The 20,465-nt window shown below is 73.4% G+C and carries 21 protein-coding genes; 16 read left to right on the top strand and 5 right to left on the bottom strand.

Annotation, left to right across the window (positions count from 1 at the left end):
• The first annotated feature begins 27 nt into the window (after positions 1–27).
• Positions 28–1,104 (top strand): LacI family DNA-binding transcriptional regulator, encoded by a 1,077-nt coding sequence (locus ASG05_RS09795; protein ID WP_056260173.1) that lies wholly within the window; start codon positions 28–30, stop codon positions 1,102–1,104.
• Between the two features lie 45 nt (positions 1,105–1,149).
• Here ASG05_RS09795 and ASG05_RS09790 read toward each other — a convergent pair whose 3' ends face one another.
• Together ASG05_RS09790 and ASG05_RS09785 are read right to left on the bottom strand one after the other, a co-directional pair.
• Positions 1,150–2,514 carry an MATE family efflux transporter gene (locus ASG05_RS09790; RefSeq protein WP_056260171.1) on the bottom strand — a complete coding sequence of 455 codons (1,365 nt, stop codon included), beginning with the start codon at positions 2,512–2,514 and terminating at the stop codon, positions 1,150–1,152.
• A gap of 2 nt (positions 2,515–2,516) precedes the next feature.
• Positions 2,517–3,782 carry a uracil-xanthine permease family protein gene (locus ASG05_RS09785; protein WP_056260169.1) on the bottom strand — a complete coding sequence of 422 codons (1,266 nt, stop codon included), beginning with the start codon at positions 3,780–3,782 and terminating at the stop codon, positions 2,517–2,519.
• 41 nt (positions 3,783–3,823) lie between these two features.
• Between ASG05_RS09785 and ASG05_RS09780 the strand changes: the two genes are divergently transcribed.
• Together ASG05_RS09780 and ASG05_RS09775 are read left to right on the top strand one after the other, a co-directional pair.
• The gene (locus ASG05_RS09780) at positions 3,824–5,788 is read left to right on the top strand and encodes a M13 family metallopeptidase (protein WP_056260167.1); all 1,965 of its coding nucleotides are present in this window, start codon (positions 3,824–3,826) and stop codon (positions 5,786–5,788) included.
• Positions 5,782–6,696, top strand: a complete 915-nt coding sequence (locus ASG05_RS09775; RefSeq protein WP_056260165.1) for a serine hydrolase — start codon at positions 5,782–5,784, stop codon at positions 6,694–6,696. The genes ASG05_RS09780 and ASG05_RS09775 overlap by 7 nt, the downstream gene beginning before the upstream one ends.
• A 69-nt stretch (positions 6,697–6,765) precedes the next feature.
• On the opposite strand, the gene ASG05_RS09770 is transcribed toward ASG05_RS09775, so the two are convergent.
• The gene (locus tag ASG05_RS09770; protein WP_056260810.1) at positions 6,766–7,173 is read right to left on the bottom strand and encodes an NUDIX domain-containing protein; all 408 of its coding nucleotides are present in this window, start codon (positions 7,171–7,173) and stop codon (positions 6,766–6,768) included.
• 56 nt (positions 7,174–7,229) lie between these two features.
• Positions 7,230–8,516 carry a glutamyl-tRNA reductase gene (locus ASG05_RS09765; RefSeq protein ID WP_056260162.1) on the bottom strand — a complete coding sequence of 429 codons (1,287 nt, stop codon included), beginning with the start codon at positions 8,514–8,516 and terminating at the stop codon, positions 7,230–7,232.
• 150 nt (positions 8,517–8,666) lie between these two features.
• Between ASG05_RS09765 and ASG05_RS09760 the strand changes: the two genes are divergently transcribed.
• The 13 genes from ASG05_RS09760 (at position 8,667) to ASG05_RS15895 (ending at position 19,697) form a co-directional block, all read left to right on the top strand.
• Positions 8,667–9,680 (top strand): NADP-dependent oxidoreductase, encoded by a 1,014-nt coding sequence (locus ASG05_RS09760; RefSeq protein WP_056260159.1) that lies wholly within the window; start codon positions 8,667–8,669, stop codon positions 9,678–9,680.
• Positions 9,681–9,748: 68 nt separating this feature from the next.
• On the top strand, positions 9,749–10,816 hold the full coding sequence (hemE, locus tag ASG05_RS09755; protein ID WP_056260158.1) for a uroporphyrinogen decarboxylase: 1,068 nt from the start codon (positions 9,749–9,751) through the stop codon (positions 10,814–10,816).
• The gene (locus ASG05_RS09750; RefSeq protein WP_235491454.1) at positions 10,813–12,177 is read left to right on the top strand and encodes an NAD(P)/FAD-dependent oxidoreductase; all 1,365 of its coding nucleotides are present in this window, start codon (positions 10,813–10,815) and stop codon (positions 12,175–12,177) included. Before hemE ends, ASG05_RS09750 begins: the two co-directional genes overlap by 4 nt.
• Positions 12,178–12,293: 116 nt before the next feature.
• Positions 12,294–12,542, top strand: a complete 249-nt coding sequence (locus ASG05_RS16340; protein ID WP_056260155.1) for a hypothetical protein — start codon at positions 12,294–12,296, stop codon at positions 12,540–12,542.
• Positions 12,539–12,988, top strand: a complete 450-nt coding sequence (locus ASG05_RS16335; RefSeq protein WP_056260154.1) for a phage holin family protein — start codon at positions 12,539–12,541, stop codon at positions 12,986–12,988. The genes ASG05_RS16340 and ASG05_RS16335 overlap by 4 nt, the downstream gene beginning before the upstream one ends.
• A 47-nt stretch (positions 12,989–13,035) precedes the next feature.
• The gene (locus ASG05_RS09735; protein ID WP_056260152.1) at positions 13,036–13,263 is read left to right on the top strand and encodes a DUF3618 domain-containing protein; all 228 of its coding nucleotides are present in this window, start codon (positions 13,036–13,038) and stop codon (positions 13,261–13,263) included.
• A gap of 100 nt (positions 13,264–13,363) precedes the next feature.
• Positions 13,364–14,137 carry a hydrogen peroxide-dependent heme synthase gene (hemQ, locus tag ASG05_RS09730; RefSeq protein WP_082486608.1) on the top strand — a complete coding sequence of 258 codons (774 nt, stop codon included), beginning with the start codon at positions 13,364–13,366 and terminating at the stop codon, positions 14,135–14,137.
• A complete protein-coding gene (locus ASG05_RS09725) occupies positions 14,134–15,357 on the top strand; it encodes a ferrochelatase (protein WP_082486607.1) in 1,224 nt (407 codons plus the stop codon). The genes hemQ and ASG05_RS09725 overlap by 4 nt, the downstream gene beginning before the upstream one ends.
• Before the next feature lie 3 nt (positions 15,358–15,360).
• Positions 15,361–16,347 (top strand): hydroxymethylbilane synthase, encoded by a 987-nt coding sequence (gene hemC, locus ASG05_RS09720; protein ID WP_056260150.1) that lies wholly within the window; start codon positions 15,361–15,363, stop codon positions 16,345–16,347.
• On the top strand, positions 16,344–17,135 hold the full coding sequence (locus ASG05_RS09715; protein WP_056260148.1) for a uroporphyrinogen-III synthase: 792 nt from the start codon (positions 16,344–16,346) through the stop codon (positions 17,133–17,135). The genes hemC and ASG05_RS09715 overlap by 4 nt, the downstream gene beginning before the upstream one ends.
• Entirely contained in the window at positions 17,135–18,124 is a 990-nt protein-coding gene (gene hemB / locus ASG05_RS09710) for a porphobilinogen synthase (RefSeq protein WP_056260146.1), read from the top strand. Before ASG05_RS09715 ends, hemB begins: the two co-directional genes overlap by 1 nt.
• Entirely contained in the window at positions 18,124–19,467 is a 1,344-nt protein-coding gene (gene hemL, locus ASG05_RS09705; protein WP_056260144.1) for a glutamate-1-semialdehyde 2,1-aminomutase, read from the top strand. Before hemB ends, hemL begins: the two co-directional genes overlap by 1 nt.
• A gap of 92 nt (positions 19,468–19,559) precedes the next feature.
• Positions 19,560–19,697: a hypothetical protein gene (locus ASG05_RS15895; protein ID WP_162240637.1), complete on the top strand. Its 138-nt coding sequence runs from the start codon at positions 19,560–19,562 to the stop codon at positions 19,695–19,697.
• Positions 19,698–19,757: 60 nt separating this feature from the next.
• Here ASG05_RS15895 and ASG05_RS09700 read toward each other — a convergent pair whose 3' ends face one another.
• Positions 19,758–20,444, bottom strand: coding sequence for a GntR family transcriptional regulator (locus tag ASG05_RS09700; protein ID WP_056260142.1), 687 nt, complete (start codon positions 20,442–20,444; stop codon positions 19,758–19,760).
• Positions 20,445–20,465: the final 21 nt, after the last annotated feature.

Raw genomic sequence — 20,465 nt, 5'->3', positions numbered from 1 at the left:
AGGCGTCGTCGGCTAGGCTGCGGCACCATGAGCCGGGCAGAGGGCGACGACGCCAGACCGACCCTCGCGTCGGTGGCGCGGGCCGCCGGCGTCAGCGCGAGCACCGCCTCCTTGGCCTTCAGCGGCACCGGCCCCGTGTCGGACGAGACCCGCGCGCGGGTGCTCGCCGCGGCCGACGCCCTCGGCTACGCCGGCCCCGACCCGCGGGCGAGGTCGCTGCGCCGAGGTCGGTCCGGCATCGTCGGCGCCGTCCTCGAGTCGACCCTCAGCACGGCGTTCCGCGACCCGATCAACGTCGCGATGCTCGACGGCATCGCCGACGTCACCGGGCCGGCCGACGCCTCGCTGCTGCTGCTCACCGAGACCGCGGGCGAGCGCTCGCGGCTGCTCGACGCCCCCGTCGACGCCGTCGTCCTCTTCGGCTGCAGCACCCGCCTCGACGAGTCGGTGTCGATCATGCGTCGCCGGGGCATCCCCGTGGTGTCGATCGAGGCCCCGCCGACCGAGGGCGTGCTCGACATCGCCGAGGACAACGTCGGGTCGTCCCGCCTCCTGGCGCAGCACCTGCACGACCTCGGCCACCGCCGCGTCGCCGTCGTCGCCCTCGAGCTCGGCCCCGGTCGGTCGACCGGCGACACGGACGACGAGCTGACCGACGAGCGCGTGGCCCGGGGCACCTCGTGGCCGACGCTCGAACGGCTGCGCGGCACCCGCCAGGTCTTCCCCGGCGTGCGCGGACTGGCGACGCGCGGCAGCTGGACGAGCGAGGGGCACCGGGCGGGACTGCGCCTGCTCGACGTGCCCGAGGCCGAGCGGCCCACGGCGATCGTCGCCCAGAGCGACCTGCTCGCCTCGGGCGTCATCGCGGCGGCGCACGAGCTGGGCCTGTCGGTGCCGGGCGACCTCAGCGTCGTGGGCTACGACGGCGTGCGCCTCGACGACCCGCGCGCCGCGGACCTCACCACGGTCGTGCAGCCCGCCGTCGAGAAGGGCCGCGCGGCCGGTCGCGCCGTACTCGCCCTGCTGGCCGGCGAGGCCGCTGCGGGCACGACCTTCACGAGCGTGTTCCGGTCCGGCTCGACGACGGCGCCACCCCGGCGCTGACGACGGGCCCGGTGGGTCGCACCGGCCCGTCCGCGCCGGCCCGGCTCAGTCCTTCCCGACGACCATCCACCGGTCCGACCGCGCCCGCAGCCCGAGCGTCACGGCGCGGACGCCGATGTACCCGAGGCCGAAGGCCAGCCACAGGGCGACCGTGCCCTGCGCGCCCGGCTCGATCCGCGCCTCCAGCGGGATCAGGATCGCGAGGTACACGACGGTGTTGAGGACTCCGGCCAGCGCCAGGTAGCGGGCGTCGCCCGCGCCGAGCAGCACGCCGTCGAGCACGAAGACGAACCCGGCCAGCGGGATGCCGACGGCCATCGCCAGCACGACCCGCGGCAGCAGCTCGCGGACCGCGTCGTCTCCGCTGAAGACGGGGGCGAGCAGGGGCGAGACCGCCGCCAGCAGCACGCCGAGCAGCAGGCCGCCGCCGACGCCGAACAGCATGAGTCGGCGGGTGATCGCCCGCACCGCGTCGCGGTCGCCCCGACCGAGCGAGTGACCGACGAGCGCCTGACCGGCCACGGCCAGCGCGTCGAGGGCGAACGCCAGCGTGCTGAACAGCGTGAGTGCCACCTGGATCGTGGCGAGCCCCGTCACCCCCGAGGAGGCGGCGGCCCAGACGGTCGCGATCATCGCGACCCGGAGCGACGCGTTGCGCACGAGCAGCCACGCCCCCGAGCGGGCCGTCCGGCCGACGCCGGCCAGCCCCGGGCGCAGCGGAGCCCCGACCGCCCGTGCGGCCCGGACGGCGATCACGACGTAGACGGCCGCCATGCCCCATTGCGCGACGACGGTGCCGGCGGCCGAGCCGGCGACGCCCCAGCCGAAGACGTAGAGGAAGACCGCGTTGAGGCCGGCGTTCGCCGCGAAGCCGACGGTGGCGACGACGAGGGGCGTCCTCGTGTCCTGCAGCCCGCGCAGCAGCCCCGTCGCGGCGATCACGAGCAGCATGCCCGGCAGGCCGATCATCGACACGGTCAGGTACGTCGCGGCGGCGTCGACGACCGCGGGGTCGGTGCCGAAGAGACCGACGAGGGGGCGGGCGACGACGGCCCCGACGCCGGCCAGGACGACGCCGATCAGCAGCGCGAACCACAGGCCGTCGACGCCCGCCCGGATCGCCCCGGGGCGGTCGCCTGCACCGAGCCGCCGGGCCACGGTCGGCGTCGTCGCGTACGCCAGGAAGATCAGCAACCCGAGGGCGGTCTGCAGCACCACGCTCGCGATGCCGAGCCCGGCGAGCGGGACGGTGCCGAGGTGCCCGATCATCGCCGTGTCGGTCAGCAGGAACAGCGGCTCGGCGATCAGCGCGCCGAGCGCCGGCCCCGCGAGGCCGACGATGCGGCGGTCCCAGGGCGAACGGAGGCGCGAGGTCGTCGTCGACGACGGCTCGGCGGGGTCGGGCGCCACCGTCAGTCGGTGCCCCGGGCCCGACCCACGGCCGACATGAGGTGGTAGACGACGATGGCCGCGACGGTGCCGAGGATGATGCCGCCGAACGTCGCGCCGCCGAGGGCGAGGGTGAAGTCGGCGATGCCCATGATGAGGGCGATGCCGGCGGTCAGCTGGTTCTTCGGGCGGCTGAAGTCGACTTTGTTCTCGACCCAGATGCGGATGCCGATGACGCCGATCAGGCCGTAGAGCGCGGTCGTGACGCCGCCGAGCACGCCGGGCGGGATGGTGAAGATCACGGCGCCGATCTTCGGCGACAGGCCGAGCACGATGGCGACGACGCCGGCGACCCAGTACGCGGCGGTCGAGAAGACGCGGGTGGCGCTCATCACGCCGATGTTCTCGCCGTAGGTGGTCGTCGCCGAGCCCCCGCCGAGGCCGGCCAGCACCGTGCTGAGGCCGTCGGCGAAGAGGGCGCGACCGGTGAGCGGGTCGAGGTTGCGCCCGGTCAGCTGGCCGACGCCCTTGACGTGGCCGACGTTCTCGGCGATCAGGGCGAGCACCACCGGCAGGAATCCCAGGTAGACCGGCAGCGCGCCCGGGTCGAAGGCGGGGGCCGTGAAGGTCGGCAGGCCCACCCAGGCCGCGTCGCCCACCGCACCGAAGTCGACCTCGCCGAGCAGCAGCGCGGCGACGTAGCCGACGACGACTCCCACGAAGATCGACAGGCGGCCGAGGAGGCCCCGGAACAGCACGGCGCTGAGCACGACGGCGGCGAGCGTGATGATCGCGGTGAGCGGGGCCTCCGCGAAGTTGTCGCGGGCGGCCGGGGCCAGGTTGAAGCCGATCAGCGCGACGATGGCGCCGCTGACGACCGGCGGCAGCAGCGCGTCGATCCACCGGGTGCCGGCCAGGTTGACGATCACGCCGACGATCGCGAGCAGCACGCCGACCACCACGATGCCGCTGAGCGCGAGGGGCATGCCGCCGACGTCCTGCGCCGCCGCGATCGGTGCGAGGAACGCGAACGACGACCCGAGGTAGCTCGGCAGCCGGTTCTTCGTGATGATCAGGAAGAGCAGGGTGCCGATGCCCGAGAAGAGCAGGGTCGTGCTCGGCGGGAACCCCGTGATGATCGGCACCAGGAAGGTCGCACCGAACATCGCGACGACGTGCTGGCCGCCCAACCCGATGGTGCGCGGCCAGGTGAGTCGTTCTTCGGGGGCGACGATCTCGGTTGCGTCGACCGTTCGTCCGTCGCCGTGCAGCGACCAGGGGAGTGCCATGCCCAGAACTGTAGCGGCGGGGCCGCCGTAGGCTGGCGGGCATGACGAGCGACGCACTGAGCAGCGGAATCCAGACCGACGAACTCGACCCTGCGGTCCGCCCGCAGGACGACCTCTTCCGGCACGTCAACGGGAAATGGATCGACCGCACCGAGATCCCCGAGGACAAGGCGCGCTACGGCTCCTTCTACCTGCTCGCCGAAGAGGCCGAGAAGGCCGTCCACGAGATCGTCGTCGAGTCGCAGTCGGCCGAGCCCGGCACCGAGGCCCGCAAGGTCGGCGACCTCTTCACCAGCTTCACCGACGAGGAGCACGTCGAGGCGCTCGGCGCCGCACCCCTCGAACCACTGCTGGCCCAGGTCGACGAGGTGACCGACGTGACCTCGTTCACGCGCCTCCTCGGCTCGCTCGAGAAGCAGGGCGTGCCGAGCGTCGTGCAGCTCTTCGTCGACAACGACCCCGGCGACCCCGAGCGCTACGTCGTGTTCGCCGAGCAGGGCGGGCTCGGGCTGCCCGACGAGTCGTACTACCGCGAGGAGAAGTTCGAGTCGGTGCGCACCGCGTACCGCGCCTTCGTCGAGCAGATGCTCGACCTGGCCGGGCTCGACGAGGCGAGCGCACGGGCCGACCGCGTGGTCGCCCTCGAGACCGACCTGGCCTCGCACCACTGGAGCAACGTCGCCACGCGCGACAGCGACAAGACCTACAACCTGATGCCGTGGGCCGAGTTCGACGCGCTCGCCGAGGGCGTCGACCTGACGGTCTGGCGGGACGCCGTCGGCGGGCCGGCCGGCGTCTTCGACGAGCTCGTCGTGCGCGAGCCCTCGTTCGTGACCGGCCTGGCCACGCTGCTGACCGACGACCGCGTCGACGTCTGGCGCGACTGGCTGCGCTGGCAGATCGTCCGCTCGACGGCGGCCTACCTGTCGACGCCCTTCGTCCAGGCCAACTTCGGCTTCTACGGTCGCACCCTGACCGGCACCCCCGTGCAGCGCGCCCGCTGGAAGCGCGGCGTCTCGCTCGTCGAGGGCGCGCTCGGCGAGGCCGTGGGCCGCATCTACGTCGAGCGGCACTTCGCGAACGAGGCCAAGGCCGCGATGGACGTGCTCGTCGCCCACCTCGTCGAGGCCTACCGGCAGAGCATCTCGCAGCTCGCCTGGATGACCGACGAGACCCGCGCCCGCGCCCTTGACAAGCTCGAGAAGTTCACGCCCAAGATCGGGTTCCCCGAGAGGTGGCGCGACTACTCGGCGCTCGAGATCGACCCGACTGACCTCGTCGGCAACGTGCGGGCGACCGCCGCGTTCGGGTTCGACCGCGAGCTGGGCAAGATCGGCAAGCCCCTCGACCGCGACGAGTGGTTCATGACGCCGCAGACCATCAACGCGTACTACAACCCCGGCATGAACGAGATCGTGTTCCCGGCGGCGATCCTGCAGTTCCCGTTCTTCGACGAGACCCGCGACGCGGCCGCCAACTACGGGGCGATCGGCGCCGTCATCGGCCACGAGATCGGCCACGGCTTCGACGACCAGGGCTCGAAGTACGACGGCGACGGCAAGCTGACCGACTGGTGGACCCCCGCCGACCGCGAGGCCTTCGAGGAGCTGACCTCGTCGCTCATCGCGCAGTACGACGCGCTCGCCCCGAAGCAGGTGCCCGACCACCACGTCAACGGCGCCCTGACCATCGGCGAGAACATCGGCGACCTCGGCGGCCTCTCGATCGCCTGGAAGGCCTACCTGATCTCGCTCGACGGCACCGAGCCGCCCGTGATCGACGGCCTGACCGGCGCCGAGCGGTTCTTCCTCAGCTGGGCCCAGGCCTGGCAGATCACGCTGCGCGACGAGGAGGCCGTCCGGCTGATCTCGATCGACCCGCACTCGCCGAACGAGTTCCGGTGCAACCAGATCGTCCGCAACATCGACGAGTTCTACGACACCTTCGGCGTGACCGAGACCGACGCGCTGTGGCTGCCGACCGAGGAGCGCGTCACGATTTGGTAGACCCCGGGCCCGGCCGCCGCGCCCGACGCGGGGGCGACGACGGAGACCACGAACCGCGTCACGGCGGCGGTCGCGCGCTCGAGTCGTTCGCCTCGTCGTTCGCGGCGCTCGGCGACCTGGCGCTCGCGGGCGGGCAGGTCTCGGCGTCGGTCAGCGACCTCGACTCGGGCGACGACCTGCTGAGCGTCGACGAGCACCTCGCGTTGCCGGTCGGACAGCTCGGCGCCGTGCTGCTGCTGATCGAGGTGTCGGCCCGCATCGAGGACGGCACGCTGCGTCCGCTCGACGAGCTCGAGCGCCCCGGAGCCCCCGGCGACCAGGGCCCCGGCGGCCTCTGGCCCTACCTGCGGCGCTCGCGCCTGCCGGTGACCGACGCGGCCACCCTCGTGGGGGCGTTTCGCGACGCGGCCGCGATCGACGCCCTCATCGGCCTGGTGGGCCTGGCCGCCGTCCGCGCCCGGGGCGAGTCGCTCGGCCTGACGAAGACCGCGTTGCTCGACGTGACGCGGTCGACGCGCGGCCCGGACGACGCACCGGCCCTGGCCGTCGGCACCGCCCACGAGCTCGCCGGGCTGGCGGTCTCGCTGGCCCGCGGCGAGGTCGTCGACCGCGCCGTGTCGAACCGGGTGCTCGGCTGGTTGTCGCTCGGCGCCGACACCTCGCTCGTCGCGGCACCGTTCGGCCTCGACCCGCTCGGGCACCGGCGGCTCGACCACGACCTCCAGATCGTCCACGCGACCGGTGGTGACGCGGGCGTGCGGGCCGAGCTGGGCGTGCTGCGCGGGCCCCGGCGCAGCGTCGCCTACTGCGTCGTCGTGACGTTCGACGACCTCACCCTCGCCCACCGCCTCCGGGCCCTCGAGGCGCTCCGCGCGGTGGGGACCGATGCGCTCGAGTACGTGCACTGACCCGCCTCGGGCCCTCCGCGACCCTGCCCTGCCCTGCGCGGTCGGCCACCCCGGCGACCCGTGCCCGGGTCAGTCGACCAGGTCCAGCGCCCGCAGGCGGTCGAGCGTGGCGACGCCCGCCGGGGGGCAGCGGTCGGCGTCGGCCGACGTCACCCAGTGCACCGCGCCCACCTCGGCCGCGGGTGCCGGCTCGGGGCTGGTCGGGGCGAGGTCGGCCGCGAAGACCGTCATCGCCACCTGACGCCCCTCCGGCTCGCCGTGCGCCTGCGTCACGACGGTGAACAGCTCGGCCACGGTCGCCGGGTCGAGCTCGACGCCGACCTCCTCGCGCGACTCGCGGACGAGGGCCTCGGCCGCCGTCTCGCCGGGCTCGAGCTTGCCGCCCGGCAGGTACAGCACGTCGCGGCCGCGAGCGGTGACCATGAGCATCCGCCGGTCGCGGACGAGGGCGAGCGCGCTGACGACGATGGTGTCCATCAGGCCATCTTCGGGCACGACGACGACGGGCCGGCGCACGGCCGACCGGCGGGCGGTCAGCCCGCCGAGGCCTGACGGTCGTCGTCGACGGCACGCAGGCTCGAGGACGAGGAGGCGCGGCGCGCGTCGGTCACGCCGAACAGCGCCTCGAGGCCGTCGCGGAACTCGTCGCCGCGGCCCTCGCGGGCCAGCTCGCGCGCCCGGACGGACGGGGTGTGCAGCAGGACGCCGGCGAGGTGGCGGAGCGCCGACTCGGTGCGCTCGGACGAGTCGCCGCGCGACCGGGCCCGCTCGATCTCGGCGTCGAGCAGGTCGAAGACGTGCTTGCGCAGCGCGACGACCGAGGGGGTGAGCGACTGTTCGGCGGCGACGGCCTGGAACTCGGCGGCCGCCGACGACACGAGGGCGCGGGCGTCGTCGGCCGCACTGAGCTGGGGCAGCGGGGCGTGCAGGCTGATGGTCTCGAGGTCGAGCAGCTCGACGCCCTCGACGCTCGAGACGAGCGGGTCGACGTTGCGGGGCAGGCCGAGGTCGATGACCAGGCGGCGGCCGCCGGGGTGCACGACGTCGCGGGTGACGACCGGCTCGGTGGTCGAGGTGCAGGTGATCAGCACGTCGCTCCAGGCGACGGCGGTCGCGAGGTCGTCGTAGGGCGTCGCGGCGTGCTTGAGTCCGAACCACTCGGCGCGACCCGAGCCCGAGTAGACGGCGAGCTGGTCGGCGCCCCGGTCGCGGAGGGCCGCGACGGTGGTGGCCGCGTACTGGCCGGTGCCCACGATGAGGACGCGCGCCTCGGACCAGTCGGTCACGCGCGAGGACGCCAGCTCGAGGGCGAGGCGGACGAGGGACCGACCCGCGCCTCCGACGTTCGTCTGGTTCTTGATGCCGCGCGAGGTCTGCGACGCCTTCTGGAAGAGCCGCTCGAGGTCGCGCGAGGTGGTGCCGTCGTGACGGGCGCGCTCGAGCGAGCGTCGCACCTGGCCCGAGATCTCGTCCTCGCCGACGACGACCGACTCGAGGCCGGTGCTGACGGCGAACAGGTGCTCGACGACCTCGTCGCCCGTGATGACCCGGACGCTGTCGCGCAGGTCGTCGGCCTCGACGCCGCTGGCGGTGCTCATCGTCTCGATGGTCGCCTCGACGGCGAGGGCGCTGCCGGCGGTGAGGGGCTCGTCGACGTCGAGGTAGGCCTCGAAGCGGTTGCAGGTCGCGAGCACGACGGCGCCGCTGACGAAGTCGCTGCCGTCGACCAGGGTGCCCACCGCCGAGGGTGCGCCGATGCTCAGCCTCTCGAGGAGGTCGAAGCTGGCGTTCCGGTGGGACGCCGTGAGGCAGATGAGCACTGGGTGATCCTAACTCTGATCGGCGTTTTCGGCTGGGCGTTGACTCGACGTCGAGTGGCCGGGAATGCCGCACGACGGTTGCAGCTTGCAACACGAGGGCCCGGCCTCGCATTCCGACCGGGCCCGCCCCGCACCGACCAAGGAGACACCATGACCTCGACCACCAGCATCCAGTGGCAGCTCGTCGCCCGCCCGCACGGCGAACCGACCCCCGACGACGTCGCCCGCGTCGAGGTGACGCTGCCCGAGCTCGCCGACGGCGAGGTGCGCGTGCAGAACGAGTACCTCTCGGTCGACCCCTACATGCGCGGTCGCATGAACGACGTGAAGTCGTACGTGCCGCCGTTCGCCCTCGGCGAGACCATGACCGGCGGTGCCGTGGGGCGCGTCGTCGAGTCGCGCTCGGACGACCTGGCCGTCGGCACGGTCGTGCTGCACGAGCAGGGCTGGCGTGACGTGGCCCAGGGAGGCGCGGCCGCGTTCCGTGCCGTGCAGCCCGTCGACGGCGTGCCCCTGTCGGCGTACCTGGGCGTGCTCGGCCTCACCGGGCTCACGGCGTACGTCGGCCTGACCGAGATCGCCGGCATCCGCGAGGGCGACGTCGTCTTCGTCTCGGGCGCCGCCGGGGCCGTCGGTACGATGGTCGGCCAGATCGCCCGGCTCAAGGGCGCCTCGCGCGTCGTGGGCAGCGCCGGCTCGGCCGAGAAGGTCGACCTGCTCACCTCGAAGTACGGCTTCGACGCCGCCTTCAACTACCGCGACGGCGACGTCACCGAGCTGCTCGCCGAGGCCGCGCCCGACGGCATCGACCTCTACTTCGACAACGTCGGCGGCGACCACCTCTCGGCCGCCCTCGCCTCGTTCCGCACCGGCGGTCGCGCCGCGCTCTGCGGTTCGATCGCGAACTACAACTCGACCGGTGCCCCGGTCGGCATCACCGGCCTGACGAACATGGTCACCCGCGGTCTGACCATGAAGGGCTTCACGCTCGGCGACTACCGCCACCTCGCCCCGGCGTTCCAGGCCGAGATGGGCCCGTGGCTCGCCGCCGGCGACGTCGTGTACGACGAGACCGTCGTCGAGGGCGTCGACAAGGCGTTCGACGCCTTCACCGGTCTGATGCGCGGTGACAACGTCGGGAAGATGGTCGTCAAGGTCTCGTGACCCGCGCCTCCTCGACGCGACGCGCCTCGTCGACTCGGCGCCCAGCGGGCGATGGGAAGATCGTCCCCGTGACCCAGAACCCCGCCCTGCCCGATCAGCACCCCCTGGCCACCGGCCTCACGACCCGGTCGCCGCTCGTCCGCGCGCTACGGGGCGACCGGCCCGAGACCCTGCCGGTGTGGTTCATGCGCCAGGCGGGGCGCTCGCTGCCCGAATACCGCGAGCTGCGCGTCGGCACCAAGATGCTCGACGCCTGCCTCACCCCCGACCTGGCGAGCGAGATCACGATGCAGCCGGTGCGCCGCCACGGAGTCGACGCGGGCATCTTCTTCAGCGACATCGTCGTGCCGATCAAGCTGGCGGGCGTCGCGGTCGACATCGTGCCCGGTCGCGGGCCGGTGCTCGAGACGCCGATCCGCACGGCGGCCGACGTCGCGGCCCTCCGGCCGATCGACCAGGAGGCGCTGGCGCCGATCGCCGCGGGCGTCGCCCAGACCGTCGCGCAGCTCGGCAGCACGCCGCTGATCGGGTTCGCCGGCGCCCCCTTCACCCTCGCCGCGTACCTCGTCGAGGGCGGCCCGTCGAAGGACCACATCCGGGCCCGCGCCCTGATGCACGGCGACCCCGAGACCTGGGACGCCCTGCTCACCTGGGCGGCCGACGTGACGGGTGCGTTCTTGCGCGCGCAGGTGCTCGCCGGCGCCAGCGCCGCCCAGCTCTTCGACTCGTGGGTCGGCTCGCTGTCGCTGGCCGACTACACCGCGCACGTCGCCCGCCACTCGGCCCGCGCCCTGTCGCACGTGGCCGACCTCGACGTGCCGCGCATCCACTTCGGCGTCGGCAGCGGCGAGGTGCTCGCCGCCATGCGCGACGTGGGCACCGACGCCGTGGGCGTCGACTGGCGCATCCCGCTCGACGAGGCCTCGCGCCGGCTGGACGGGGCGACCCCCGTGCAGGGCAACGTCGACCCGGCGATGCTGCAGGCGCCCTGGCCCGTGCTCGAGGCCCACGTGCGCGACGTCGTCGAGCGCGGTCGGGCGGCCCCCGCCCATGTGCTCAACCTCGGCCACGGCGTCAGCCCCGAGACCGACCCCGACGTGCTGACCCGCATCGTCGAGCTCGCCCACACGCTGTGACCGCGCCCGTCGCCACCCCGGGCGGCGCCGTCGACGTCGCCGTGGTGGGCGGCGGCATGGGTGGCATCGTGCTCGCCCGCGACCTGGCCGCCGCCGGGCTGGGCGTCGTGCTCTTCGAGGCGTCCGACCGGCTCGGCGGCGAGGTCTCGCGCCACGTGGTCGCCGGCATCGCCCTCGACGCCGGGGCCGAGAGCTTCGCGACCCGTGGCGGCACCGTCGCCGGCTTCGCGACCGAGCTCGGCCTGGGCGACGACATCGTCCTGCCCGACCCGCGCGGCGCCTGGCTGCACGAGGCCGACGGCGAGTCGTTCCCCATCCCGCGCACGGGGCTGCTCGGCATCCCCGGCGACCCGACGGCGCCCGACGTCCGGGCCGTGGTCGGCGAGGCCGGGGTGCGGCGTGCGCTCGCCGACGCCGAGCTGCCCGCCGAGGTCGGCTCCGAAGAAACCACGCTGGGGGGTCTCGTGCGCGCCCGTATGGGCGACGCCGTCGTCGACCGGCTCGTCAGCCCCATCGTCTCGGGGGTCCACTCGCTGCACCCCGACCTGCTCGCCGCCGACCGGGTCGCCCCGGGGCTGCGCTCGGCCCTGCAGCGCGAGGGCAGCCTCGCCGCCGCCGTGCTCGGGTTGCGCGCGCTCGCCCCGGCCGGTTCGGCGGTGGCCGGCATCCGGGGCGGCCTGGCCCGGTTGGTCGACCCGATCGTCGCCGACCTCGAACGCCTCGGAGTCGACGTCCGCCTCGGCACCCGGGTCCGGTCGATCGACGAGACGGGCGTCGAGACCGTCGGCGGTGCGCACGTCCGGGCGCGACGGGTCGTGCTGGCCGTCGGAGACCACGACGCGGTGGCCCTGACGACCCGCGCCTCCTCGGTGCCGCCCGGCGCGATCACGCTCGCGACCCTGGTCGTCGAGCGCCCCGAGCTCGACGCGGCCCCCCGCGGCACGGGCGTCCTCGTCGCCCCCGGCTCGACCGGCCTGCGCGCCAAGGCGCTCACCCACGCCACGGTCAAGTGGAGCTGGCTCGCCGATCTCGCCGAAGGGCGCCACGTGCTGCGGCTCAGCTTCGACTCGCCCGTCGTCGACCGGGGCACACCCGACGCCGAGGTGCGCGACGCGGCGCTCGCCGACGCCTCGACCCTGCTCGGCGTCGACCTCGCCGACCGCCACCTGGTCGGCTTCGGCCGCGCCACCTGGGACTCCCCGCGCCGGGCCGAGGCGGCGGCCGCGACTGCACCCGTGGTCGAGGTCGTGCAGGCAGGAGGCGCGGTGGCGGGCCGCGGGCTCGCCGCGATCGTCGCCCACTCGCGTCGTCAGGCCGCCACCCTCGTGGCGTCTCTCACGTCGCCCCCGCCGCGCGACTGATGCCTCGGGGTCGGTCGGGTTCGGTCCGGCGCGGGCGTCCGGCAGCCCGCTCGGGCTACATTGGACGGACGTGTGCGGCACATGCCGTCGCGCGTACGACCACGAATGGAGTCCCCGTGCGAGGCAAACTGATCTTCGTCGCCGGAGCCGCTGTCGGATTCGTGCTCGGCGCCCGCGCCGGTCACGACCGGTACGAGCAGATCACCGAGAGGGCGTCCAAGGTCTGGAACAGCCGGGCGGTGCAGCGTCAGGTCGTCAAGGGCCAGGACTTCGCCGGCGCCAAGACGGCCGACGGCGTCGACGCCGTCGTCACGGGCATCACCCGCGGCATCTCCAAGCTCTTCGGCGGCGGTCGCAAGAAGTGACCGACTCGACGCGCAGCGACAAGGTGCGGCACAAGACGAAGCCGCGGTCGCTCTTCGCCCTCGTGCAAGACGTCCCGTCTCTGGTCACCGACCTCGTCAAGGGCGAACTGGCCCTGCTCAAGTACGAGGTCATCGGCACGCTCAAGGCGTTCGGCATCGGCGCGGGGTTCCTCGTCGGGGCCCTGGTCTTCGTCTTCGCGATGCTCGGCGTGCTGCTGACCGGCATCGTCCTGCTGCTCGCCATCTGGCTGCCCGGCTGGGCCTCGGCGCTCATCGTCGCGGGCGTGCTGCTGCTCGTGGCCGCCCTGCTCGCGTTCCTCGGGTACAAGGCGATCAAGAAGGGGCTGCCTGCCGTCCCCGAGAAGACCATCGCCAGCCTCAAGGCCGACCTGAAGGCCGTCAAGGGCGTGGGCTCGATCCCCGGCGCCCGCCTCGACGAGCGCTGACGCGCCTCCTCGACCCTCCCGCCTTCCCCGTTCCCGACAGGAGCCCCATGAGCGACAGCAGCGAAATCCAGGCCAACATCGACCGCACGCGCGCCGAGCTCGCGGCCACTCTCAACGAGCTCGAAGACAAGCTGAACGTGCCCAAGCAGCTCGGCATCGCCGGCCACCGGGCCAAGTCGTCGTTCGACCGCGACAAGACCCCGTGGCTCGCCGCCGCCGGGGCGGGTGCGCTGGCCGTGGCCGGCGTCGTCGTCGCGGTCGTCAAGCGACGCTGACCGGCTGCTCGGCTCGTCCCCAGCCCGGGCCCCGGCCCCGTTCGCTCGACCGGGAGCAACCTGGTTGGGCTCCCAGCGAGCCGAGAGGGAGAATGACTGCATGAGTTCCAGCGCCGACGCGGCAGCGCCCGTACTGCCGACGTCCGAATCACCCGCAGCACCCGCACAGACCGACGCCGACGAGGCCTCGTCGAGCACGCCGCCCCCGGCCGAGCGACTCGGCTACACACTCTGGGCCGTGCTGCGTCGCGACCCCCAGAACCCCTACGCCCCCGAGCTCGACGACGTGCCGCAGCTCGACGCGGTCGTCGACGCCCTCGCCGGCCTCGGCGTCACCGTGCGCGGCTTCTACGACGTCAGCGCGCTGCGTGCCGACGCCGACATCATGATCTGGCTGCACGGCGAGGTGCCCGAGGCCGTCCAGTCGGCCTACCGGCAGTTGCTGCGCACCGACGTGCTCGGCGGCCTGCTGCCCACCTGGAACGCCATGGGCATGCACCGCGAGGCCGAGTTCTCGCGCAACCACAGCCCGGCCTTCATGCGCGGCAAGGCGCCAGAGACCTGGCTCACGGTGTACCCGTTCGTCCGCAGCTACGAGTGGTACCTGCTGCCCGAGGCCGAGCGGCGTCAGATGCTCGCCGAGCACGGCAAGCAGGGCTCCGAGCACCGCGCGGTGCTGACCAACACGGTCGCCAGCTTCTCGCTCGGCGACTACGAGTGGATCCTCGCGCTCGAGGCTCCCGAGCTCGTCCAACTCGTCGACCTCATGCGCGACCTGCGCTACACCGAGGCCCGCCGCCACGTCCGCGAAGAGATCCCGTTCTACACGGGCCGACGCATCCCCACCACCGACATCATCGAGGTCTTGTCGTGACCGACACCAGCCACATCACCAACGGGCAGCTCGTCCGCAACGCCACCCCGGCCGCGGCCGCAGGCCCCGAGCACGTCTCCGAGCCGACCGACTACGACGCCATCCTGCTCGCGGGCTTCGGCGGCCCCGAGGGGCAGGACGACGTCATCCCGTTCCTGCGCAACGTCACGCGCGGTCGGGGCATCCCCGAAGAGCGGCTCGAAGAGGTCGCCACCCACTACCGCCACTTCGGCGGCGTCAGCCCGATCAACGAGCACAACCGCGAGCTCAAGGCCGCCCTCGAGGCCGAGCTGGCGAGCCGCGGCATCGACCTGCCGGTGATCTGGGGCAACCGCAACTGGCAGCCGTACATGGCCGACGCCGTGCGCGAGGCCGACGAGCGCGGGTTCCGCAAGCTGATCGCCGTCGCGACCAGCGCCTACTCGTCGTACAGCTCGTGCCGCCAGTACCGCGAGGACTTCGCGATGGCGCTCGACGCCACCGGCCTCGAGGGCACGATGCAGATCGACAAGGTGCGCCAGTTCTTCGACCACCCCGGGTTCGTGCAGCCGTTCATCGACGGCGTCCGTGACGCCCTCGTCAAGGCCCGCGCCGAGAACGAGGGCCTCGACCTGTCGACCGAGGTGCAGGTGCTGTTCGCGACGCACTCGATCCCGTCGACCGACGCGGCCAAGAGCGGCCCCGAGGCGCGCGGCTTCGACGCCGACGGCGCTTACGCGGCGCAGCACAAGGCGGTCGCCGAGGTCGTCATGGCCGCGGCCGAGGCGGCCCTCGACCTCGACCTGCCCGAGGGTGGCGGCACGACCGTGCCCTGGCAGCTCGTCTACCAGTCGCGCAGCGGCCCGCCGTCGATGCCCTGGCTCGAACCCGACATCAACGACGCCATCGACGACCTGGCCGGCGGGCCCACTCGTGCCGTCGTCATCGTGCCGCTCGGCTTCGTCAGCGACCACATGGAGGTCATGTGGGACTTGGACAACGAGGCGATGGAGACCAGCGAGAAGAACGGCTTCTGGGCGACGCGCACCCCCACGCCCGGCATCGACCCGACCTACGTCGCCGGGCTCGTCGACCTCGTGCTCGAACGTCGTGACGGGGTCCCGGCCGAAGACCGGCCGCACGTGACCGACCTCGGCCCCTGGTACGACGTGTGCCGCCCGGGCTGCTGCGAGAACGTGCGACTCGGGTTCAAGCCGGCCCTGTCCGGTCTGGCCCCCTGACCCGTGGCGACCATCCGCATCGGCACCCGGGGCAGCGCGTTGGCCGTCGCCCAGTCGACGACCGTGGCCGACCGCATCGCGGCCGCGACGGGGCGTGACGTCGAACTCGTCCGCATCAAGACCGAGGGCGACCGGTCGCAGGGTTCCGGCGAGTCGCTCGCCTCGCTCGGTGGCACCGGGGTCTTCGCCAGCGCCTTGCGCGAGGCCCTGCTGGCCGACGAGTGCGACGCGCTCGTCCACTCGCTGAAAGACCTGCCCACCGCAAACCACCCCGGTCTCGTCATCGGGGCGACCCCCGCCCGGGCAGACGCCCGCGACGCCCTGTGCGCGCGTGACGGCCTCACCCTCGAGGGGCTGCCCGAGGGCGCCCGGGTCGGCACCGGCTCGCCCCGGCGGGCCGCCCAGCTGCGGTCCCGCCGCCCCGACCTCGAGGTGGTCGACATCCGGGGCAACGTCGACACGCGCCTCGGGCGGGTCGGAGACGACCTCGACGCCGTGCTGCTGAGTGCCGCCGGTCTCGGCCGGCTCGGCCGTCTCGACGCCGCGACCGAACTGTTGGGGCTCGGCTTCTGGCCCAGCGCGCCCGGTCAGGGCTCCCTGGCCGTCGAGGTGCGCGAAGGCGACCCGAACGAGTCGCTCGCCCGAGGGCTGGCCGCCGTCGAAGACGTGGACACCCGGCTCGTGGTCACGGCCGAGCGTGCCGTGCTGGCCGGTCTCGAGGCCGGTTGTGCCGCACCCGTGGGCGCCAGCGCGGTCGTCGACGCCGGGCTGCTGTTGCTCAGCGCGACGGTCTACAGCCCCGATGGCAGCAGGCGACTCAGCTCGTCGCACGCCGTCTCGCTCGACGACGGTCCGCTCGTCGCCCGCCTGGCCGACGTGCACGAGGTCGCCGGCCGCGTGGTCGACGAGCTGCTCGACTCCGGTGCCGCCGAGTTCGCCCCGCTCGGGGGCGGACCGTCCGGCGGTGACCCCCTGGGCAGCGCCTCGTGACGGCCGACAAGCCCCTGAAGGGCGTCCGCGTCCTCGTGCCGCGCGGCGGCAAATGGGGCGACGGAGTCGCGGCCTCGCTCCGATCGCGCGGTGCGGCACCGGTCATCGCCCCGCTCATCAACTTCGCCCCGGCCGAGACCCCCGAGCTGCTGGCCGCGGCGCTCGCCCGTCTCGAGGCCGGCGTCTACGAATGGCTCGTCGTCACCAGCGCCACGACGGTCGACGTGCTGGTCGGCAGCGGCATCCGGCCCCCGGCGTCGACCCGCGTCGCCGCCGTCGGCGAGACCACGGCCTCGGCCCTGGGCCTCGCGGGCGTCCGCGTCGACTTCGTGCCCGAGGGTGACAACTCCGCCCGCGGGCTGGTCAAGGAGTGGCCGGCCGACGAGGTCACCGGTCGCGTGCTCGTGCCCCAGTCCGACCTGGCCGAACCGACGCTCGTCGCCGGGCTGTCGGCCCGGGGGTTCGACGCCGAGTTCGTGTCGGCGTACCGCACGGTCGGCGTGCCCGTGTCGGACGAGGTGCGCGACGGCGTCGCCGACGGCTCGATCGGCGTGCTGCTCGTCACCTCGGGCAGCGTCGCCCGCCAGATCGCCGCCCAACTGGCCCCCCTGCCCGCGGCCACGCTCGTCGCGTGCATCGGCCCGCGCACCGCCTTCGACGCCCGTGCCGCGGGACTGCCCGTGCACCTGATCGCCGAGACCCGATCGGCGGCCGCCCTCGTCGAGGCCGTGGTCGACCACGCCCTCGACGGCCCGACCGCCGGAACGCCCCCCACCGAGAAGGACTGATGTCCGATTTCCCCCGCGTGCGGCCCCGCCGCCTGCGCGCAACGCCTGCCCTGCGCCGCCTGACCGCCGAGACCCGCCTGCACCCCGCCGACCTCGTGCTGCCGATGTTCGTCCGTGAGGGCATCGACCAGCCCAGCCCGATCTCGTCCATGCCGGGCGTCGTGCACCACAGCCTGTCGAGCCTGCCCCGGGCGATCGAACAGGCGGCCGAGGCCGGCGTCGGCGGCGTCATGCTGTTCGGCGTGCCGCTCGAGAAAGACGCCGTCGGCTCGGGGGCGACCGACCCCGAGGGCATCCTCAACGTGGCCACCCGCGTGGCGGTCGACGCCGCCCAGGGTGCTCTGGTCGTGCAGACCGACCTCTGCCTCGACGAGTTCACCGACCACGGCCACTGCGGCGTGCTCGCCGCCGACGGCTCGGTCGACAACGACGCCACCCTCGTGCGCTACGACGAGATGGCCGTCGTGCAGGCCGAGGCCGGCTCGCAGCTGATCGGCATGAGCGGCATGATGGACGGCCAGATCGGCTCGGCCCGCGACGCCCTCGACGAGGCCGGATTCGGTGGCACGGCACTGCTCGCCTACGCGGCGAAGTACGCGTCCGCCTTCTACGGCCCCTTCCGCGAGGCCGTGCAGTCCACCCTCGTCGGCGACCGCCGCACGTACCAGATGGACGCCGCCAACGGGCGCGAGGGCCTCCGCGAGGTCGACCTCGACATCGCCGAGGGTGCCGACGTCGTCATGGTCAAGCCCGCCATGAGCTACCTCGACGTCCTCGCCGAGACCGCCGCGACCAGCACCGTGCCGGTCTGGGCGTACCAGATCAGCGGTGAGTACGCGATGATCCACGCGGCCGCCGCGAACGGCTGGATCGACCTCGACGCCGCGTCCTACGAGAGCGTGCTCTCGATCAAGCGGGCCGGTGCCGACGCGATCCTGACGTACTGGGCCACCGAACTGGCCACGCGCCTCCAGAAAGAGCGGTTCTGATGACCGAGCAGAGCAACGACACCTACTTCGCCCGCGCGAAGCGGTCGATCCCCGGCGGGGTCAACTCGCCCGTCCGCGCCTACGGTTCGGTCGGCGGCACGCCGCGGTTCCTCGTCGGAGCGAAGGGCGCGTACGTCACCGACGCCGAGGGGCGCGAGTACGTCGACCTCGTCGCGTCGTGGGGCCCGGCCATCCTCGGCCACACACACCCCGAGGTGCTCGAGGCCGTGCAGCAGGCCGCCGCACGCGGCCTGTCGTTCGGGGCCTCGACGCCTGCCGAGACCGAGCTCGCCGAACTCGTGCGCGAACGCGTCGCCGTCGACGACCAGCGCCCGATCGGCAAGCTGCGCATGGTCTCGACCGGCACCGAGGCGACCATGACGGCCATCCGGCTCGCTCGCGGCTACACCGGCCGCGACCTGCTCGTGAAGTTCGCCGGCCACTACCACGGCCACTCCGACTCGCTGCTGGCCGAGGCCGGCTCGGGCGTCGCGACCCTGTCGTTGCCCGGGTCCGCCGGCATCACGGCCGAGACCGCCGCCCAGACGCTGGTGCTGCCCTACAACGACCTCGACGCGGTCCGCGCGGCGTTCGACGAACACGGCCCGCGCATCGCCGCCGTCATCGTCGAGGCGGCCGCCGCCAACATGGGCGTGCTGGCGCCGCACCGCGGCTTCAACCGCAGCCTCTCCGAGATCACGCGTCGCCACGGTTCGCTGCTGATCGTCGATGAGGTGCTCACGGGGTTCCGGGTCGGCCGAGCGGGGTGGTGGGGCCTCGAGGCCTCGCAGGTCGTGCCCGACGGCGCCGGCTGGCAGCCCGACCTCGTCACGTTCGGCAAGGTCGTCGGCGGTGGCCTGCCGCTCGCCGCGCTCGGTGGTCGGGCCGAGGTCATGGACTTCCTGGCACCGCTCGGCCCGGTGTACCAGGCGGGCACCCTGAGCGGAAACCCGGTCGCCGTGGCCGCCGGGCTCGCCACCCTGCGGCTCGCGACGCCCGAGGTCTACGCCCACCTCGACGCGGTGTCCGACACCCTGTCGCGAGCCGTCTCCGAGGCCCTGTCGGCCGAGGGCGTCGAGCACACCGTGCAGCGCGCCGGTTCGCTGTTCTCGTTCGCCTTCACGGCGACCCCACCCACGAACTACGACGACGTGCGGGCACAAGAGACCTGGCGCTACCCGCCGTTCTTCCATGCCATGCTCGACGCCGGGGTCAACCTGCCACCGTCGGTCTTCGAGGCGTGGTTCGTGACGGCCGCGCACGACGACGAGGCCGTGTCGCGCATCGTCGAGGCCCTGCCTGCCGCGGCTCGCGCGGCGGCTCGCGCCGTCGTCCCCGGCTGAGCTCGACCGACGACGGCTCGGCCCGGCTCCCCTCGGCCGCGCCCGGCTCCCGTAGGCCTCGCGATGGCTAGGCCGCGTGGCCGCGTGGCCGCGTGGCCGCGTGGCCGCTGGACCCGCTGGACCTGCTGGACCTGCTGGACCTGCTGGACCTGCTGGACCCGCTGGACCCGCTCGACCCGCTCGGCCCGCAGCGTCTTGCACGACGAACGACGCCGCCACCTCTCGGGTAGCGGCGTCGTTCCCGTCTCGGGCCACCGTCGCGGGTCGGCCGTGATCGACCCGCGAGGGTCTCAGGCGGGGAAGGTGCCCTGCTCGCGCAGGCCGTCGAGCAGCTGCATGGCGTAGTCCTGCGTCTCGGGACCGACGAGCACGGTCGCCGCGGCCTCGCCGTCGCCCTGGTCGATCGCCCCGACGAGCGAGTCGGTGAAGGCGACGGCGTTCTCGACCGAGAACGCCGGGCCGGAGAGTCGCAGGATCAGCGCCGTGCGCGCACCCACCGTCTCTTCCATCCGGGTGAGCGAGGGGCTCGCGGCGTAGCCCACGAGTCCGTCGATCAGACGCTTGAACTCGAAGGCGTGGTCGGACTTCTTCGCCTTGAGGGCGGACGTGACCGACTTGGCCAGCGCCCGGAACTCCTTGCGCTGGGCGTCGTCCATCGTGACGGCGGCCCGTCGGGCGGCGAGGCTCCAGACGCCCAGCGCGGCGTGGAGGGTGTCGTCGACCTCGGTCATCGACGGCTGCACGACCCGCGTGTAGCGGTTCGCCTCGATGTCGACCAGGCCGAAGTCGCTGAGCTTGGCGATGGCCTCGCGCACGGGGGTGCGCGAGACGCCGAGCCAGCTGACCAGCTCGTCGTCGTTGAGTCGTTCGCCCAGCTCGAGCGTGCCGTCGCCGATGGCGGCCAGCAGCTTGTCGAAGACGACGTCGCGCAGCAGTCGGCGCGGTGCCGGGGTGGTCTCGGGGGTGGGGATGGGCATGGGCTCCCTCTCGGATGCTCG

Source organism: Frigoribacterium sp. Leaf186 (genome assembly GCF_001423905.1).
In the GTDB taxonomy this organism is placed as follows: Bacteria; Actinomycetota; Actinomycetes; order Actinomycetales; family Microbacteriaceae; genus Frigoribacterium.
The sequence above is the reverse complement of the archived record's forward strand: the minus strand, read 5'-3'. Positions and strand labels throughout refer to the sequence as shown.

What these genes read in the sequence shown, in the direction of transcription:
- ASG05_RS09760 (WP_056260159.1), top strand. Translation starts at nt 8,667, where the DNA reads ATGACCTCGACCACCAGCATCCAGTGGCAGCTCGTCGCCCGCCCGCAC.
- ASG05_RS09770 (WP_056260810.1), bottom strand. Translation starts at nt 7,173, where the DNA reads ATGGACACCATCGTCGTCAGCGCGCTCGCCCTCGTCCGCGACCGGCGG.
- ASG05_RS09780 (WP_056260167.1), top strand. Translation starts at nt 3,824, where the DNA reads ATGACGAGCGACGCACTGAGCAGCGGAATCCAGACCGACGAACTCGAC.
- hemL (WP_056260144.1), top strand. Translation starts at nt 18,124, where the DNA reads ATGACCGAGCAGAGCAACGACACCTACTTCGCCCGCGCGAAGCGGTCG.
- hemQ (WP_082486608.1), top strand. Translation starts at nt 13,364, where the DNA reads ATGAGTTCCAGCGCCGACGCGGCAGCGCCCGTACTGCCGACGTCCGAA.
- ASG05_RS09785 (WP_056260169.1), bottom strand. Translation starts at nt 3,782, where the DNA reads ATGGCACTCCCCTGGTCGCTGCACGGCGACGGACGAACGGTCGACGCA.
- ASG05_RS09795 (WP_056260173.1), top strand. Translation starts at nt 28, where the DNA reads ATGAGCCGGGCAGAGGGCGACGACGCCAGACCGACCCTCGCGTCGGTG.
- ASG05_RS09700 (WP_056260142.1), bottom strand. Translation starts at nt 20,444, where the DNA reads ATGCCCATCCCCACCCCCGAGACCACCCCGGCACCGCGCCGACTGCTG.
- ASG05_RS09735 (WP_056260152.1), top strand. Translation starts at nt 13,036, where the DNA reads ATGAGCGACAGCAGCGAAATCCAGGCCAACATCGACCGCACGCGCGCC.
- hemB (WP_056260146.1), top strand. Translation starts at nt 17,135, where the DNA reads ATGTCCGATTTCCCCCGCGTGCGGCCCCGCCGCCTGCGCGCAACGCCT.